Here is a 17070-nt window from a genome sequence, read left to right as displayed (position 1 = left end):
GTTGCTCTTTGAATTTGGGTTATTCCATTGTGATGTGTTCAAGCAAAACCTTGGCGTTAACCCCAATTAAGTATGGTCCAATTTGGTTGGTTCGCGTGTGCTTTCAAACGAGGGCATGGATTGACCAAATAAGCGTAATCAGCGTACTCGCACAGTGGCAAGTCATTGATTGAGTCAGTGTAGAAGTGCAGTTCAGAATACGACTCTGAACCTTCTTCTAACCACTGCTTTAAGCGAGTGACTTTGCCTTCACGATAACTTGGTACACCTAGTATCTTGGCGGTGTAATGATCGGCCTTTGAAACGAGATCGATACCAAGTGCGGTGTGAATGCCTAGCTGACGCCCCACCGCTTCAACCAAGAAAGTCACACTGGCAGAGATAATTAGCATATCAATACCATCACGAGAGAGTTGCTCGATTAAGGGTTTAGATTGAGGGAACTGTTTATCTAGAATGCGAGTTTTTACACACTCTTCTACCAGCAACTTCACTTGTTCTACAGGCATATCCGCTAATGGTGCCATAGAGAAGGTTAAGTAGTCTTGCATATCTAACTTACCTTCGGCATACAAACTCATTAAACGTCTGTCTTCATCGATGAAGTTCGGCTCAGTCGCGATACCTTTGTCAACCAGAAACTCATTCCAAATCATTGCACAATCAGCATTGATTAAGGTCTCGTCTAGATCGAATACGTACAAAGGTTTAGACATGGTTAGGCTCTCACAGGTTGAATTTCATTTAGGTTAAACAGCAGTTCTAGTTGGTTGCCGTTGGCGAGTAAACGCTCTGATGAACGATTGAGTAGATCAACGGTGAGCTCACACTCATCAACTTCCACTTGGTAGCGGATAACATTGCCAAGCAACTGGTGGTTCTTGATTGTGCCGGTTTGTGGCGCAGAGATATGGCTACCGTATTTTCGGCCTTGTTCTTTGACGTAAATTGACTCAGGTCGAACGGCGACTTTCCACTCCGTGTCTATGTTGAATAGCTGCTTCGCTTTATTGGCGTCGACCAAGTTGTAATGCCCCATAAAGCTTGCCACAAACTCGTTGGCAGGATGAGTGTAAATCTCTTCCGGTGTCCCTGCTTGTACAATCTCGCCTTTGTTCATCAAGAAGATCCGATCCGACATGATCATCGCTTCCTCTTGGTCGTGAGTAACGAAAATAGTGGTTAGATTCATCTCTTTTTGAATATCACGAATTTGCTGACGAAGATGTTTACGGATCTTAGCATCGAGTGCAGAGAGCGGTTCATCAAGGAGCAAAATACGTGGCTTGACGACTAAAGCACGCGCGAGTGCAACACGTTGACGTTGTCCGCCAGAAAGCTGATGAGGGTAGTGCTTTTCTTTGCCCTTTAACTCAACCAGTTGGATAACCTTAGCCACCTCGCGCTGAATCTCATCAATGCTGAGCTTCTTCATCTTTAAGCCGAACGCGATATTGCCTTCAACCGTCATGTTGGGAAACAATGCGTAAGACTGAAACACCATGCCAATGCCACGTTCTTGTGGCACTTGGTGAGTGATGTCCTCACCATTAACCCAAATTTCGCCGCCATCCACAGGATTTAGCCCGGCAAGACTGCGCAGTAGGGTCGACTTACCGCAGCCACTTGGGCCCAACAAAGTGATGAATTCACCTTGCTCAATGGTGAACTGAATCTGTTCAAAAACCGTGTTATCACCAAAGCGCTTGGTCAGGTTATTCGCGGTTACGTAACTCATTATTTGACTCCTCGGCTGAAACGACTTGCCATCCAAGTCAGTAAGAAAATAAATAGGAAATAGGTCATGACTAATGCGGAAGTAAAGTGACCACTGGTTTGACGCATGTTGTACAAGTAAATTTGTAGGGTTTCATAACGAGTACCGACCAAGATGTTGGCGAACACAAATTCCCCCAGTAAGAACGAGAATGAAAGGAACAGCGAAGCCATTAAGCCTTTCTTCAAATTTGGCAATATGATCAATAGGAATGCTTTGCTTGTACTTGCGCCTAGTAGGTGGGCTGCATCCATTAAGTCATGCAGATTAATTGCTTCGAAGCTGTTCGAGATCGCGCGATACATAAATGGCAGTGCGATAGTGAAGTAAGTACCAATCAAAATCCACGGGGTTCCGATCAGCGAAATGTCGCTATCGGCATAGAGCTGGAGTAAGCCCACAGAGGAGACCACTGGTGGCACAGCAAAAGGTAGCAAAATCATGATATTCATTAGCTTGTCGAGCTTAGGGAAATAATAAAACACCACAAATATTGCCGGGAGTATCAAAACAACGCTTAACGCTAGCGCGGCGATACAGATAAACAATGAACGCCCAAAGGCTTGCAAGAAGCGAGGGTCAGTCAGCAGCTTGATGTACCAATCAAAAGTAAACCCGTCTGGCAGAATGGTTGCGCCCCAACGTGATGAGAGCGAGTAAACTAAGGTCGCCAAAATAGGAATCAACATGATACCTACAATGGTGTAAACCACAGATTTATGGAATCGAGTATTCACGTTTTGCATTACTTCCTACCTGCGTAGCTTTTTGAAATAAGCCATTGGTTGATGACGGTGATAAAGGCAAGCAGAGCCATAAGAATCACGGAAATGGCGGCGGCTAGATTTGGCTCAAGGAACAAGTCACCGGATACCAAGCTTGCGATACGAATGGTAATAACGTTGTAGTTGCCCGACGTTAACGCGTACACACTGGCGTAGGCACCAATCGCGTTGGCGACAAGGATGATAAAGGTGCCAAATAAGGCGGGGGAAAGGACAGGCAGAGCGACCTTTGTCCAATACTGTGAGGTGCGTGCCCCAAGCAGTGCAGCGGCGGCTTGCCAATCATCACTTAATGCATCAAACGCAGGATAGAGGAGTAACACCGCGAGTGGGATCTGAAAATAGATATAAATCGCCAGTAAGCCCCACTTTCCATATAAGTCAAAATCACCCAGCAAACCGTATTGTTTGAGCAGCAAGGTAATGGCTCCGTTTGTCCCCAAGATAATGATGAAAGCAAAGGAGAGTGGTACGCCAGCAAAGTTGCTGCTCATGTTAGTAAAGGCAATAACACCATCGCGGATTTTACTGTCAACGCGGCGCAATGAAGAAACCAATAAGGTCGCAATCGCGAGCCCAACAACGCTTGACCAAACTGCTAACCATAAGCTGTTGCCAAATGCCTGCATCATAAATGCTGAGTCGAGCACTTCCAGGTAGTTATCGAAAGCAAACTCATCGTCATAGATAAAACTATTGATCAAGACCCAAATCATTGGGGCTAGCTGAAACAGATAGAAAAACAGTGCGAAAGGTGCCAACCAAAGAGCTGGCTTATAGCGACTCAGCCATTGCATTGATTTCGGTTTTGCGGAGTTCGATTGGCTCGAACTCGGAGTGAGAACAGAACTGCTCATAAGGCTAACAATTCCTGAGTGTAAGGCTTAGTGTGGTCAAGGTTTAATAGTTGGCAAACAAGTCCGCAAAGGTCGGTTTGCTTAACGTGACATTCTTGATGAGTAAACAGATCGCCAATCACAAACAGAGGCACTTCGCGCTCTTCAGGCAATATGCCCCCATGAGAGAGATCGTTGTTCATGCCATGGTCACTGGTGATCAAAACTTGGTAGCCGTCTGCTAACCAATTCTCAATGTAATTGGAAAGAATAATGTCCGCACCGCGAGCACTATTGCGATACTGGCGAGAATCTAGCCCGTGCTTGTGGCCCATATCATCGATGTTCATTGGGTGAATCAGCAGAAAGTCGGGTTGATAAGTACGACGTAAATGCTCTGCATCTAAAAATAGTGCTTCGTCTGGGTAGTGGTCCCAGTGGTAGAAGCAGCCATGCTGGATATTGAGTGATTCATCATGAGTAAAGCGATCGGTGACTGGATTAAACGGCGCTCGATTATAGAGTTCACTCACCCAGTGATAAGCGGCAGCGGCTGTCACTTTACCTTGTGCCTTCGCCAAGCTGAAGATGGATTCATGGTTTGATAAGCGCACGATATCATTGTTGACGATGCCACTTTCTACCGGGCGAATACCAGTTAGAATGCACTCATACAATGGGCGAGACATCGACGGTAACTCACTTTGGACTGGGTAAAGTGATGCGCGCATCGCTGGATTCGGATGGGGTTGTTCTAGAAGACCATTTAGGTAGCCCATGCAGTCACGGGCTACCTGATAGTTAAGTCCATCTAAAACAACAAGGATAACCTTATTGCTCATGGCAACTGACTCTTATTGCTGGTGGATTAATACGTTTTCTTGCCACTGACGTGGTAGCTTACGAGCTGATTTTTCCCATGCAGAGAAGTCTGTTACTGGGTGCACATTGCTGTACTGGTCGTTGGCAATCAGTTTGGCTTGAACTGATTTTGGTAGGGTAATGTTGCTGCGAATTGGGCGCGCATAGCCTTCAGCAAGATTGATTTGGCCTTGGTCACTAAAGATGTACTCACGAGCCAGTTTGGCTGCATTTGGGTTTTTCGCGTACTTGTTGATGATGGTGGTGTAACCAGAAATCACAGAGCCATCTTGCGGAATATTGACGGTAAAGCGCTCGCGGTCGATCTTATCGCGGTAGTTAAGTGCGTTGAAGTCCCACATAATCGCGACTTCAACTTCACCTTTCTCTAGGTTAGCTATATTGGGATCGGTGAACGACAAACGACCTTGTTTTGCCAGTTGAGCAAAAAACTTGATGGCTGGCTTTAGGTTCGATTCGTCACCGCCATTAGCGAAAGCGGCGGCAAGAATGGCATTGTTTGCTTGTGCAGCAACACCAACGTCTCCAACGGTAACTTTGTAATCACCTTTTAGTAGATCATCCCAAGATTTAGGTGCGTCTTTAACAAGATTGTTGTTGGCGATAAACGAAATGGTGCCAGTGTAAGCTAAAGCCCAGTGACCCTCTTTATCTTTAGCCCAGTCTGGAATATCGCTCCACGTTGTTGGTTTGTATGGTTGCGTAACGCCTTTCTTTACAGCAACTCGTGCAAAGGCGAAACCTACGTCACCAATATCTGCTGTGGCGTTTTTCTTCTCTGCTTCGAACTTAGCAATCTCTTGTGCTGAGCTCATGTCGGTATCTTGGTGCTTTAAACCGTAGTTTGATTTCAGGTCTACCCAAGTATCTTTCCAGTTTGCCCAACTGTCTGGCATACCTACGCTGTAAACGGCGCCTTCTTTTTGCGCGGCTTTAATCAGTGTTTCTAGGTCTGCGTCATTGGCCATTGCTGGCATTGACAGTGTTGCGACCATCAGTGCTGCTGGCGCGATTTTCTTTACAGAAAAAGTAGTTGAACAACTTAGCAAAGTTTTCATTGTTTCCATCCTTCTGGACTAGGTCAGTAAGTTCGTTTTGTATGCTATGGAGAAAATGTGACGGTTTCGCTCAAGTTATTTGACAGTTTTAATGAGTTTTAATGGCAGTAATATTTCATTTGTTGATTAGTTCAGCAAATAGGGTATGTCATATTTCTGTTACCTCTACGACTTAGATTGTTCATAAACCAACTAATGGACTAGGTCAGTAATGAGAGTAGTGGCAACTAGCCAATCCAGAACTCAGCTTGGAAAAATTAAAGCGAGCTTAAGAGAGCAGATTGATTCGGGATTCATGTCTGAGGGACAAAAGCTTCCTTCAGAAAGAGAGCTTAGTGAGCTGTTCTCGACAACCCGAATTACGATTAAAGATGCATTAGTTTCTTTGGAAACGGAGGGATTAATCTATCGCGAGGAGCGTCGCGGTTGGTATGTGTCACCAGAGCGCATTTGCTACAACCCGTTATCACGCTCGCACTTCCATCAAATGATTCGCCAGCAAGATCGCATTGCAGAAACCAAACTGGTCAGTGTTCGCAGTGAGATGGCAGCAGGTGAATATGCCCAAGCATTAGACATCGATCAGATCACCCCGATTCACGTTATTGAACGCCTTCGATACATAGATGGTCGAGCCGTTCTATTTGTTGAGAACGTATTAAAGGCGACTTTGTTCACTGATATTTTGTCGGAAAACTTAACCATGTCGCTTACCGGTATTTACCAAGATAAGTACGGTTATGAAACCAAGCGTTCTCGTTTTGATGTAATTCCAACGTCTGCGCCTGCTCATGTTGCTAAAGCACTGAACTTAGCGGAAGGGCAGCCCGTATTGAAAATATGCCGAGTCAACTATAAACAAGATGGCGAGCTAATGGATTGTGAGTTGGAATATTGGCGCCCCGATGCAGTAATGATACGCATCGACAGTGTGGGGTAGGTCTGAGACATTGGTTTGGCACAAACCAGGAGCATTAGATACGAAAAAGCCGCGTCTTACGACACGGCTTTTTCTAAATTTGGCATCCCGCTGTCGGGACTCAACGCAGCCGGCCAGCTCTGAGAAATTTGCTTGGAACAAGCAAGTCGCAGCTAAAAACGAAAAAAGCCCAGTCTTTCGACTGAGCTTTTTTCTGAATTTGGCTCCCCTCTGTCGGGACTCAACGCGGCCGGCTAGGTCTGAGACATTGGTTTGGCACAAACCAGGAGCATTGGATACGAAAAAGCCGCGTCTTACGACACGGCTTTTTCTAAATTTGGCTCCCCCTGCGGGACTCGAACCTGCGACATACGGATTAACAGTCCGCCGTTCTACCAACTGAACTAAGGGGGAATTGCTTTGAGCGAGGCGAATATTAGCGATCAGCTAGAGTAGTGTCAATATGAAGAGTGCGATTGTAACGAAAAAAAACACATAAAAAATACTTTACTTTCCTGAAGCCCTTACCAAATAAGGGGTAGATTTACTTATCCACCAAAATTGTGGATAACTATGTGTGTGAAATTTGAGTAAGTCAGAGAATTGTAAAAATAGCAGTCATTCTCATTGAGCAGAGTTGGGAATGCTGACCAGTAAAGTGTTGTTATATAGCGATTTAAACGTAAAAAGGTTGAGAAAATTAGCGACTCGACGATATTCGAATTGTGTGGAATAAACTAAAAATAAGATAAAAATGTGGATAAGCTGTGGGCTTGTTTGGGTTTGTTTTCGAGGTGGATCTCTAGCAGGGCGAAAGATAATATCAGGATTAAAGGTAATGATCTAGCGGCAAAATGCCACTTTATGCAAAACAGAGATTAATTTTTTCGTTATCGCTTGAGTCTGTATATATACACAGCCACAATAGAGTCTACAACGTATGACTAGACAGAGATGAAGTATGAGTAAAGTTTTTGATTTAGTGTCTGATTATAAGCCCTCTGGCGATCAGCCTACCGCGATTGAGCAACTGCTTGATGGTCTTGATTCAGGTTTAGCCCACCAAACTTTACTTGGCGTAACTGGTTCAGGAAAAACTTTTACACTTGCCAATGTAATTGCGAGCGCGCAGCGTCCAGCTATTCTACTTGCTCCGAATAAAACGCTAGCGGCTCAGCTTTATGGTGAGATGAAATCTTTCTTCCCTAATAATGCCGTTGAATACTTTGTTTCTTACTACGATTACTACCAGCCTGAAGCTTATGTGCCAACGACTGATACCTTTATTGAGAAAGATGCTTCCGTTAACGCGCATATTGAGCAGATGCGTCTCTCTGCGACCAAAGCCCTGTTAGAACGTAAAGATGCCATTATTGTCGCTTCTGTGTCGGCGATTTATGGTTTGGGTGACCCTGAATCTTATCTGCAAATGATGCTACATATCCGCCGTGGAGATGTGATGGATCAGCGCGATATTCTGCGTCGTCTGGCCGAGCTGCAATATAGCCGTAATGACGTCGCATTTGAGCGCGGCCAGTTCCGCGTGCGTGGCGAAGTGATTGATATTTTTCCGGCTGAATCCGATCAAGACGCGGTGCGTATCGAGATGTTCGATGATGAGATTGATTGTATTAGTGTGTTTGATCCGCTGACAGGAGCAGTCAAACAGCGTGACTTAGCACGTTACACGATTTATCCCAAAACCCACTATGTTACGCCAAGAGAGCGAATTCTTGATGCGATAGAGAAAATTAAAGTGGAGCTTGAAGGGCGCAAGAAGCACCTACTTGATAACAACAAACTGCTTGAAGAGCAGCGTATCTCGCAGCGTACTCAGTTTGACATTGAGATGATGAACGAGCTGGGATTTTGTTCAGGTATCGAAAACTACTCACGCTATCTAAGTGGTCGTAGTGAGGGTGAGCCGCCACCAACCTTGTTTGATTACTTGCCTCACGATGGTTTGCTGATCATTGATGAATCCCACGTTACCGTGCCTCAGATTGGTGCCATGTACAAAGGTGACCGCTCGCGTAAAGAGACGCTGGTGGAGTTTGGTTTCCGTCTGCCTTCGGCACTCGACAATCGACCAATGAAGTTCGAAGAGTTTGAATCTATTTCGCCTCAGACGATATTTGTCTCTGCAACGCCGGGTAACTATGAACTAGAGAAATCGGATGGTGAAATTGCGGATCAAGTTGTTCGTCCTACAGGCTTGCTCGATCCTCAACTTGAAGTGCGTCCGGTCGCCACACAGGTGGATGATCTGCTGTCAGAAATTCGTATTCGCGCTGCTAAAGATGAGCGAGTTCTGGTGACGACGCTAACCAAGAGAATGGCGGAAGATTTAACTGAATACCTCACTGAGCACGATGTTAAGGTTCGCTACCTCCACTCAGATATTGATACGGTGGAAAGGGTCGAAATCATTCGCGACTTGCGTCTTGGTGAATTTGATGTGCTAGTAGGGATCAACTTACTCCGTGAAGGCTTAGATATGCCAGAAGTCTCCTTAGTGGCGATTTTAGACGCTGATAAAGAAGGTTTCTTGCGTTCAGAGCGCTCGCTCATCCAGACGATTGGCCGTGCAGCACGTAATGTGGCGGGTAAAGCGATTCTGTACGCTGACAGCATTACCAAGTCAATGGACAAAGCGATGGGAGAGACCAACCGTCGACGTGAAAAACAGCAAGCTTACAACGAGAAGATGGGCATTGAGCCTCAAGCGCTAAAACGTAATGTTAAAGACATTATGGAGCTAGGTGACATTACCAAGAGTAAGAAGCAGCGCGCTAGCAAGACTGTCCCATTGTCTAAAGTGGCTGAGCCTTCGCAGAGCTATGATGTGATGACGCCTCAACAACTTGATAAAGAGATTAGCAAACTAGAAGCGCAGATGTATCAACATGCCCAAGACTTAGAGTTTGAACTTGCAGCGCAGAAGAGGGATGAGATAGATAAGCTTCGCAAGCAGTTTATTGTTAATAGCTAACACGAATTTAAGACGAAAAAATAGCCAGTAGAAACTTGGTTCTACTGGCTGTAATTTGTGAATACTAAGTTCACTAACAACGTCAGTTGGCTAGGTGACCCATGAGGGTCATAGTAGATTTAGCATATAGCGTGCCAAATTAAATTGGCCTCAAAATGCGTTATTCATCACCCTATTCAGGACTATTTCGTGTTTTAAATTGCATAATGCAAAGCGCAATGCGATTATTTATATAAATGCGAAGAATGCCTTGGCTAGGTTATGCAATATAATACACAAGCAAAAAACTCAAAGTATTTGTTGATGGTTGAAGATACCGCCTCTGTAGCGGCGCTGTATCGTTCTTATCTCACGCCACTTCAAATCGATATCAACATCGTCGGCACTGGCCGAGATGCCATTGATAGCCTCAATTTCAGAACCCCTGACCTTATCCTGCTCGATCTCCGATTACCTGATATGACTGGTATGGACGTCTTGCATGCGGTGAAAGAAAAGAACCCGGATGTGCCCGTCATTTTTATGACTGCGCATGGTTCGATTGATACCGCCGTAGAAGCAATGCGTCATGGCGCGCAAGACTTCCTAATTAAACCCTGTGAAGCTGATCGACTCCGTGTAACGGTTAATAATGCTCTGCGTAAAGCGAACAAGCTGAAAAACGATGGTGATAACCCGGGAAGTCAGGGTTATCAAGGCTTTATCGGCAGTAGTCAAACAATGCAGGCGGTATACAGAACCATAGACTCGGCGGCGACGAGTAAAGCCAGTATTTTTATCACTGGTGAAAGTGGTACAGGTAAAGAAGTATGTGCGGAAGCAATTCACGCCACCAGTAAGCGCGGTGACAAACCGTTTATTGCCATCAACTGTGCTGCCATCCCAAAAGATTTGATTGAAAGTGAGCTATTTGGTCACGTCAAAGGCGCATTTACTGGCGCTGCAACGGATCGCCAAGGCGCGGCGGAGCTTGCTGATGGCGGCACGCTTTTCCTTGATGAGCTGTGTGAAATGGACTTAGATTTGCAAACTAAGCTGTTACGTTTTATTCAAACCGGTACCTTCCAGAAAGTGGGTTCGTCGAAGATGAAGAGCGTGGACGTACGTTTTGTTTGTGCAACCAATAAAGATCCTTGGAAAGAAGTCGAAGAAGGGCGCTTCCGCGAAGATTTGTACTATCGTTTGTATGTTATCCCTCTTCATTTGCCACCTTTGCGTGAGCGCGGTGACGATATTATTGAAATTGCCTATTCACTACTGGGTTTCATGTCTAAGGAAGAGGGTAAAGATTTTGTTCGTTTAGCGCCTGAGGTTGTCGATCGTTTCTCGCGCTACGAATGGCCGGGTAATGTACGTCAGTTGCAAAATGTCTTACGTAATGTGGTGGTGTTAAACAACGGCCGTGAGATTGATTTAGCCATGTTGCCACCACCGCTCAATCAACCATCAAAAAATGAGATTCGAGTGACGAGGCCGCAAAATGAAACAGTCTCAGTACAAGATATATTCCCTTTGTGGCTTACTGAGAAAAATGCCATTGAACAGGCGATAAAAGCGTGTGATGGTAACATACCGAAAGCTGCGGGCTATTTGGATGTAAGCCCATCAACCATTTACAGAAAACTACAAGCGTGGAATGCCAAGGAAGTACAATAGTGGACATTTTAGATCAAAGTAAAATCGACCGACTCGCTAGTGAAATTGGTGCTGAAAATGTCCCTGTTTTGCTTGAGATATTTTTAAACGAGTTGCAAATGTATATCGATAAGCTCTCGCAAATCGAAGGCCAAGAGCAAGAGCAGTACTTGAAAGAGATCAGTCACGCATTAAAAAGCAGTGCGGCCAGTTTTGGTGCAGAAGCACTTCGTGCGTATTCTGCAGAGGTGGATTCTAGTGCTAAGTCTGGTACTTCTCTTGAATCAGAAAGCAATAAACAGCAAATGTTATCTCTACTGAGTGAAACCCAGCAGAGATATCAGCAACTATTCAACCAGTAACCACTCAATCGCTTGTTGCAGCTTAGCCCTATCGTGACGCCAGTCGCGATTGGGTGAGGCTAGCGGTGTTGTGACGCAGTTCCACTCTTCAAGCTCTGGATGAGGTGTTTCACCCAAAACCACATCTATTTTGCGACCTTGACAAGAGCGTTCACACCATTCCAATTTTTCTTGTAATGTCATTTGCCCAGCAGGGCCGTACTCAGGCGAAAGGTTCTCGACAAACACCAGTTTTGCTTTGCGGTTATTGGCAATCGCTCGTCCTATTTCAGGGAGCAGTAATGGCGGCATAATACTGGTCAGAAAACTGCCAGGGCCGAGAATAATCGCGTCAGCCTCTTCAAGAGCTTGTACACCTTCTTTAGTGGCAGGGACTTCAGGTTCGAGATCGAGCCGAATCAACTTTTCGGGCATCTCATCAACACTGGTCTCTCCGGTGACCCAACGCCCATCTGGTGCGAGCGCTTTTAAATCTGAAGGGTGCTCCGACATCGGAATGATATTGACATCAACCTTAAGCATATTGCGAATCAGGTTTGTAGCATCTAGAGGGCGAACGGACAGGTTGTCGAGGGCGGTGAGCATCAAGTTACCCAGATTATGCCCATCAAGTTCTCCGGCACCTTTGAAGCGGTATTCAAACATCATCGAACTGATGGAAGGGTCAGTGATAAGCTGATTGATACAGTTGCGCGTATCTCCCCATGCAATGCCGCCTTGGCAATTGCGAATGCGACCAGTGGAGCCGCCGTTATCTGTGGTAGCAACAATCCCCGTTGCGTTTGAGCCAAAATCTTTGAGTGCCGCAAGCATACGTCCAAGGCCGTGGCCTCCACCGACAGCGACCACTTTATTGCTAGCGTAAATTGTCATGCTGAGCTTCTTTTTATTCATAACCAACTACAATTTAGATTATTGCATTAATAACCAATACTCAATATTGGGTAAATTGGGCTCCAAGCACGATTTTTTCAATTTGAGGGTAGAATCACATACAAATATTAAGTATTTTATTTATCAGCACTACCACAATGTAGGGTAGTTGCCATAACTCCGAGCTCTATAAGCTAAGTCCAGAGTGATAAGCCTATTGAGCCAGTGACATGTTGTCACAAGGGCATACTTGGAAATGATTATGCCTCCCGTGTTTGGAAAGGTGTTCCGTGGCGCAACAATTCGAAGATAGATTCCATCGCAAGTTTTATTACTTGCGACTTTCCGTTACAGATGTCTGTAACTTCAAATGCACATATTGTCTGCCTGATGGCTATAAGCCTTCTGGGCAAAAAAACTCGTCTTTTTTAGCTCTGCCAGAGATAAAACGTGTCGTTAGAGCGTTTGCTGATTGCGGTACCTCAAAAGTACGTATTACAGGTGGTGAGCCTAGCCTACGCAAAGATTTCAACGATATTATTCATACCGTTGCTTCAACGCAGGGTATTAGCAAAGTCGCGACGACAACCAACGGTTACCGTATGGAAAAGCAAGTCGCCGATTGGAAAGAGGCAGGACTGACACATATTAATGTTAGTGTTGATAGCTTAGACCCACGCATGTTCCATCAAATCACGGGTGAAAATAAATTTACCCAAGTGATGGCAGGCATTGATCGCGCTTTTGAAGTGGGTTACGACCAGGTCAAAGTCAACGTTGTATTGATGAAGGATCTGAATGCGCACGAGTTACCCGCCTTTCTATACTGGATTAAAGACCGTCCAATCCAACTTCGCTTTATCGAGCTGATGCAAACCGGGGAAATGGATGAACTGTTCCAACGTCACCATGTTTCCGGTGTCGCGATTCGCAATCAATTGATCGCCAACGGTTGGCTACTAAAAGTGCGAGATAAGAACGACGGTCCTGCTCAGGTTTTTGTCCATCCTGATTACCAAGGTGAGATCGGTTTGATCATGCCGTATGAAAAAGACTTTTGTGAAAGCTGTAACCGCTTGCGTGTATCCGCTAAAGGTAAGCTTCACTTATGTCTGTTTGGTGATCATGGTGTTGAGCTACGTGATTTACTTCAACAAGATGATCAAGAGCCAGAACTAATCGAACGAATTCAACAGCAGCTGCAAACCAAGTCGGTGAGCCATTTCCTCCATGACGGAAATTCAGGCATGACTCCGCACTTGGCCTCGATCGGCGGCTGATACACTTCATTAATCAAACTTCGTGTTCACGTATGAGTGAGCATGAATTGACTTTGACAAAACTATAGGTGAACAAATGGGTCACGCAGAAAGCAAATTTCAACCAGCAAATATCGCAGTTCTAACCGTTTCTGACACGCGCACTGAAGAAAACGATACTTCAGGTGGCTACCTAGTTGAGAATGCAAAAGAAGCGGGTCATAACATTGTCGATAAGAAGATCGTCATTGATGATATGTACAAGATTCGCGCTATCGTCTCTCAGTGGATTGCGGATGAAAATGTGCAAGCTGTAATGATTACTGGCGGTACAGGTTTTACTTCTCGCGACAGCACGCCTGAAGCGCTAAAACCTCTATTTGACAAAGAAGTCGAAGGTTTTGGTGAGCTATTCCGCATGGTCTCTTATGAAGAGATTGGTACTTCTACCATTCAATCTCGCGCTATCGCGGGTTTTGCTAACCATACTGTGATTTTTGCTATGCCGGGTTCTACGGGCGCGTGCCGTACTGGTTGGACAAAGATCATCAAGCAACAACTTGATGCAAGCCACCGCCCATGTAACTTTATGCCTCACCTAGCGGTTTAATCTTAGGAGCAGTTAATGAGCGAATTCACTCATATCAACGCTTCTGGTGAAGCAAACATGGTTGATGTCTCGGCCAAAGCAGAGACGGTGCGCGAAGCTCGCGCTGAAGCTTTTGTGCATATGGCACCTGAGACTTTGCAATTGATTGTCTCTGGCTCTCACCATAAAGGTGACGTGTTTGCGACCGCGCGCATTGCCGGTATTCAAGCAGCGAAGAAAACTTGGGATTTAATTCCACTGTGTCACCCATTACTGCTGTCAAAAGTTGAAGTGCAGCTAGAAGCGATCGAAGCTGAAAATATGGTTCGTATTGAGTCTGTGTGTAAGCTAGCGGGTAAGACTGGGGTTGAAATGGAAGCCCTGACTGCCGCTTCTGTTGCTGCGCTAACCATTTACGATATGTGTAAAGCAGTACAGAAAGATATGGTGATTGGCCAAGTTCGTTTACTAGAAAAAACCGGTGGTAAATCTGGACACTTTAAGGTGGAGTCATGATTAAGGTTCTATTTTTCGCTCAAACGCGTGAATTGGTCGGGATGGACGAACTTCAGCTTGAAGGCGACTTCTCCACTGTGGAAGAGGTGCGTAGCCACTTGGTAGAGCAAGACGGTAAGTGGGATCTTGCATTAGAGCCGGGCAAATTACTTGCAGCAGTGAACCAGTCGATTGTTCCTCTTGAGCACCCAATTCAGTCAGGTGACGAAGTCGCGTTTTTCCCGCCGGTAACAGGGGGCTAATTATGGACAATCGCGTTTCAGTTCAATTTGAAGACTTTTCTGTTGGTAATGAATATGAAGCTCTCGCGCAGGGTACGTCCGCAGGGGCAATCGTCACCTTTACCGGTAAAGTACGCGATATGAACCTTGGCGATAACGTCACTGGTTTATCTCTTGAACACTACCCAGGCATGACAGAGAAAGCACTGGGTGAAATCTGTAATGAAGCTGAGCAGCGTTGGCCGCTTCTCAATATCCGAGTCATTCACCGTGTCGGCGACTTAGATATTGGCGATCAGATAGTCTTTGTTGGTGTTTCAAGCGCTCACCGAGGTGCGGCGTTTGAGGCGTGTGAGTTCGTGATGGATTACCTTAAGACCAAAGCACCATTTTGGAAAAAAGAGCGCACGACAGAATCGACTCGTTGGGTAGATTCGCGAGATTCAGATGCGAAGGCCGCTGAGCGTTGGCAACAGAAATCTTAACTAAGTTAAAATCAAAAGCTCCTATCAACAGGAGCTTTTTTCATTGTCTGTTAGTTGGTGAATTGAGCCACGCTGACGCCCTTTGGCGTAGAAGAGTGCTTTGTCCGCTATCGAGATAAATCTTTCTGCGTCCATATCTTGCGGAACTAAGTGACAGTGGCGAATACCTATTGTGATTGAAAATTGGGGGCCGACGGAAGAGGAAGGGTGAGGGATTGCCAGTTGTTTTACCACCTCTTGCAGTAACTCTGCACGCTCGATACTTTCGCACTCCGCCACGTTGGGCATAAACACCAAAAACTCATCCCCTCCGTAACGGAAGCAGAGATCATCATTTTTTGCCCAAGCCCGAATTGCACGGCTTAGTGCTTCAAGTGCTTTATCACCTTTCAAATGGCCATAACTGTCGTTGTATTGCTTAAAACAGTCGATATCGATCATCAGTACAGCTGAACCAATTAGCTTTAGCTTCGCCAGTTCAATCGCTTCAGGCAAAAGTACGTCTAATGCGTAACGGTTATACATTTGGGTGAGGTGGTCGATGTAAGTCAATCTTTCGAGCTCTAGCTGTTGGAGAGCCAGTTTATCCAAAGCCCTTTTATATTCAGTGATGTTTCTGACTGTCCATAGCACTAATGAAGTATTCGGCAATGGGATCACCAGCGCGCTAAAGTGTTGCACTTGTTGAGGTCCTTCAACGCCATCAAAGCAGCGTAGATCTTTTGGGTCTAAACTGTATTCAAGTTCGGAAGCGGTTTGGCTGTCTATGACATCGACAATCACTTGGCTAAACCAAATAGCTTTGTCGGCTGGCAGCACTTGGTACTGATTGAGACCAACCAACGCAGCAGGGTCGTGATGGCGTTTTTTATCCCTACCACCCCAAGCCTCAACGTAGGTGCCTGATTTATCGATAAGAAATGTCGGTTCAGGGAGTGATTCAAACACCACGTGCATCATATCGGGGTTATTGGCGATCTGAGCTGAAAAAGTAGAGTTCACGTCTTATCCCCCGCGTATTTTATGATGCAACTACTTATAGTTTAGACAGTTAATCTTGGAACGCATGTCACTAAAGGATGAAAGATGAACTACATCGTATTTAAAAGAGCCATCATCATTGCCTTGGTGGTGGGAACTTTGCTCAATATCATCAATCAATATGACGCCATTTTTGGAGCCTCAAGCCTAAACTGGCTCAAGGCTTGTCTGACGTATTGTGTGCCTTTTAGTGTTTCATTGTTTAGTAGTTGGTTAGCGAATCGTGATGCTAAGGCTCAATGCGATTAGCGAGGGTTTGTGAAACGTGATAGTCAGCACCTATTGTAAAAATTGTTGTTTTCCATTTAGTAAAATCAAGAAATTAGACAACAATTACAGTATATGCAGCGTAGCTTGCACGTTAAGGAGACACAGATGGAATCATTGAAAGTAAAAGACTATATGACATTGCAAGCGGTAACCTTTACGCCGGAGATGTCGCTCAGTGCCGCTTTAGATAAGGTTATGAACTCAAAATATTTGGGTGGTCCGGTTCTCAACGACAAAAAGGAAGTGATCGGTTTCCTCTCTGGTCAGGACTTGCTCGATAAGCTTATTAAGGTGAGCTATTACTGCCAAGACACCCATATCGTCTCAGACTGTATGCACCCAGAAGTACTATCGGTTACCTCAGAGACCTCAATTATTGAACTTGCCGAGATGATGAAAGTAGGCAAACCAAAAGTTTATCCCGTGATTGATTCGGGTAAGTTAGTGGGCATCATCACGCGTAGGGATGTGTTACGCGCTATTGGTAAAAATATCGAAGATTGCTTTAAGCATCCGGTGTAACATATTGATTCACTAAATAGATAAGAGGTGCACATGAGCACCTCTTCT

The 17070-nt window shown here is 45.3% G+C and carries 19 protein-coding genes, 1 tRNA gene and 1 riboswitch; of the genes, 11 read left to right on the top strand and 9 right to left on the bottom strand.

Annotated elements, in window-relative coordinates; translation table 11 throughout:
- Positions 1–56 precede the first annotated feature (56 nt).
- The 6 genes from LYZ37_RS10535 to LYZ37_RS10510 are packed head-to-tail and all read right to left on the bottom strand — an operon-like array spanning position 57 to position 5338.
- Positions 57–716, bottom strand: coding sequence for an HAD family hydrolase (locus tag LYZ37_RS10535; protein ID WP_272785467.1), 660 nt, complete (start codon positions 714–716; stop codon positions 57–59).
- A gap of 2 nt (positions 717–718) precedes the next feature.
- A complete protein-coding gene (locus tag LYZ37_RS10530; protein WP_272785466.1) occupies positions 719–1738 on the bottom strand; it encodes an ABC transporter ATP-binding protein in 1020 nt (339 codons plus the stop codon).
- Positions 1738–2523 (bottom strand): ABC transporter permease, encoded by a 786-nt coding sequence (locus tag LYZ37_RS10525; protein WP_272785465.1) that lies wholly within the window; start codon positions 2521–2523, stop codon positions 1738–1740. Before LYZ37_RS10525 ends, LYZ37_RS10530 begins: the two co-directional genes overlap by 1 nt.
- The gene (locus LYZ37_RS10520) at positions 2523–3419 is read right to left on the bottom strand and encodes an ABC transporter permease (protein WP_272785464.1); all 897 of its coding nucleotides are present in this window, start codon (positions 3417–3419) and stop codon (positions 2523–2525) included. Before LYZ37_RS10520 ends, LYZ37_RS10525 begins: the two co-directional genes overlap by 1 nt.
- A complete protein-coding gene (locus tag LYZ37_RS10515) occupies positions 3416–4240 on the bottom strand; it encodes an alkaline phosphatase family protein (protein ID WP_272785463.1) in 825 nt (274 codons plus the stop codon). The genes LYZ37_RS10520 and LYZ37_RS10515 overlap by 4 nt, the downstream gene beginning before the upstream one ends.
- A gap of 12 nt (positions 4241–4252) precedes the next feature.
- Positions 4253–5338, bottom strand: a complete 1086-nt coding sequence (locus LYZ37_RS10510; RefSeq protein ID WP_272785462.1) for an ABC transporter substrate-binding protein — start codon at positions 5336–5338, stop codon at positions 4253–4255.
- 211 nt (positions 5339–5549) lie between these two features.
- On the opposite strand from LYZ37_RS10510, the gene LYZ37_RS10505 reads away from it, so the two are divergent.
- A complete protein-coding gene (locus tag LYZ37_RS10505; protein ID WP_272785461.1) occupies positions 5550–6278 on the top strand; it encodes a UTRA domain-containing protein in 729 nt (242 codons plus the stop codon).
- A 317-nt stretch (positions 6279–6595) separates the two neighbouring features.
- On the opposite strand, the gene LYZ37_RS10500 is transcribed toward LYZ37_RS10505, so the two are convergent.
- Positions 6596–6671 (bottom strand) — tRNA-Asn (locus LYZ37_RS10500).
- 547 nt (positions 6672–7218) lie between these two features.
- Between LYZ37_RS10500 and uvrB the strand changes: the two genes are divergently transcribed.
- The 3 genes from uvrB to luxU all read left to right on the top strand — a co-directional run bounded on the left by uvrB (position 7219) and on the right by luxU (position 11246).
- The gene (gene uvrB / locus LYZ37_RS10495; RefSeq protein WP_272785459.1) at positions 7219–9249 is read left to right on the top strand and encodes an excinuclease ABC subunit UvrB; all 2031 of its coding nucleotides are present in this window, start codon (positions 7219–7221) and stop codon (positions 9247–9249) included.
- 261 nt (positions 9250–9510) lie between these two features.
- Positions 9511–10905 (top strand): quorum-sensing sigma-54 dependent transcriptional regulator LuxO, encoded by a 1395-nt coding sequence (gene luxO, locus LYZ37_RS10490; protein WP_272785458.1) that lies wholly within the window; start codon positions 9511–9513, stop codon positions 10903–10905.
- Complete coding sequence (luxU, locus tag LYZ37_RS10485) at positions 10905–11246, top strand: quorum-sensing phosphorelay protein LuxU (RefSeq protein WP_004748414.1); 342 nt, start codon at positions 10905–10907, stop codon at positions 11244–11246. The genes luxO and luxU overlap by 1 nt, the downstream gene beginning before the upstream one ends.
- On the opposite strand, the gene LYZ37_RS10480 is transcribed toward luxU, so the two are convergent.
- Positions 11232–12119, bottom strand: a complete 888-nt coding sequence (locus tag LYZ37_RS10480; protein ID WP_272785456.1) for a YvcK family protein — start codon at positions 12117–12119, stop codon at positions 11232–11234. The genes luxU and LYZ37_RS10480 overlap by 15 nt on opposite strands.
- 166 nt (positions 12120–12285) lie before the next feature.
- Positions 12286–12421: riboswitch (molybdenum cofactor riboswitch) on the top strand.
- On the opposite strand from LYZ37_RS10480, the gene moaA reads away from it, so the two are divergent.
- The 5 genes from moaA to moaE all read left to right on the top strand — a co-directional run bounded on the left by moaA (position 12410) and on the right by moaE (position 15189).
- On the top strand, positions 12410–13399 hold the full coding sequence (gene moaA, locus LYZ37_RS10475) for a GTP 3',8-cyclase MoaA (RefSeq protein ID WP_272785455.1): 990 nt from the start codon (positions 12410–12412) through the stop codon (positions 13397–13399). (Overlaps the previous riboswitch by 12 nt.)
- A 76-nt stretch (positions 13400–13475) precedes the next feature.
- Positions 13476–13988: a molybdenum cofactor biosynthesis protein B gene (gene moaB / locus LYZ37_RS10470; RefSeq protein ID WP_004748419.1), complete on the top strand. Its 513-nt coding sequence runs from the start codon at positions 13476–13478 to the stop codon at positions 13986–13988.
- 15 nt (positions 13989–14003) lie between these two features.
- Positions 14004–14483 carry a cyclic pyranopterin monophosphate synthase MoaC gene (moaC, locus tag LYZ37_RS10465; protein WP_069666900.1) on the top strand — a complete coding sequence of 160 codons (480 nt, stop codon included), beginning with the start codon at positions 14004–14006 and terminating at the stop codon, positions 14481–14483.
- Entirely contained in the window at positions 14480–14725 is a 246-nt protein-coding gene (moaD, locus tag LYZ37_RS10460) for a molybdopterin synthase sulfur carrier subunit (protein ID WP_272785454.1), read from the top strand. The genes moaC and moaD overlap by 4 nt, the downstream gene beginning before the upstream one ends.
- Positions 14726–14727: 2 nt before the next feature.
- Entirely contained in the window at positions 14728–15189 is a 462-nt protein-coding gene (moaE, locus tag LYZ37_RS10455) for a molybdopterin synthase catalytic subunit MoaE (RefSeq protein WP_272785453.1), read from the top strand.
- 24 nt (positions 15190–15213) lie between these two features.
- Here the strand turns inward: moaE and LYZ37_RS10450 are convergent, their stop codons facing one another.
- On the bottom strand, positions 15214–16191 hold the full coding sequence (locus tag LYZ37_RS10450) for a sensor domain-containing diguanylate cyclase (protein WP_272785452.1): 978 nt from the start codon (positions 16189–16191) through the stop codon (positions 15214–15216).
- An 84-nt stretch (positions 16192–16275) separates the two neighbouring features.
- On the opposite strand from LYZ37_RS10450, the gene nrtS reads away from it, so the two are divergent.
- On the top strand, positions 16276–16479 hold the full coding sequence (gene nrtS, locus LYZ37_RS10445) for a nitrate/nitrite transporter NrtS (RefSeq protein ID WP_239825318.1): 204 nt from the start codon (positions 16276–16278) through the stop codon (positions 16477–16479).
- Positions 16480–16605: 126 nt separating this feature from the next.
- Positions 16606–17022, top strand: coding sequence for a CBS domain-containing protein (locus tag LYZ37_RS10440; protein ID WP_272785451.1), 417 nt, complete (start codon positions 16606–16608; stop codon positions 17020–17022).
- Positions 17023–17070 lie beyond the last annotated feature (48 nt).

Source organism: Vibrio tubiashii, assembly GCF_028551255.1.
GTDB classification, from domain to species: domain Bacteria; phylum Pseudomonadota; class Gammaproteobacteria; order Enterobacterales; family Vibrionaceae; genus Vibrio; species Vibrio tubiashii_B.
The sequence above is the reverse complement of the archived record's forward strand: the minus strand, read 5'-3'. Positions and strand labels throughout refer to the sequence as shown.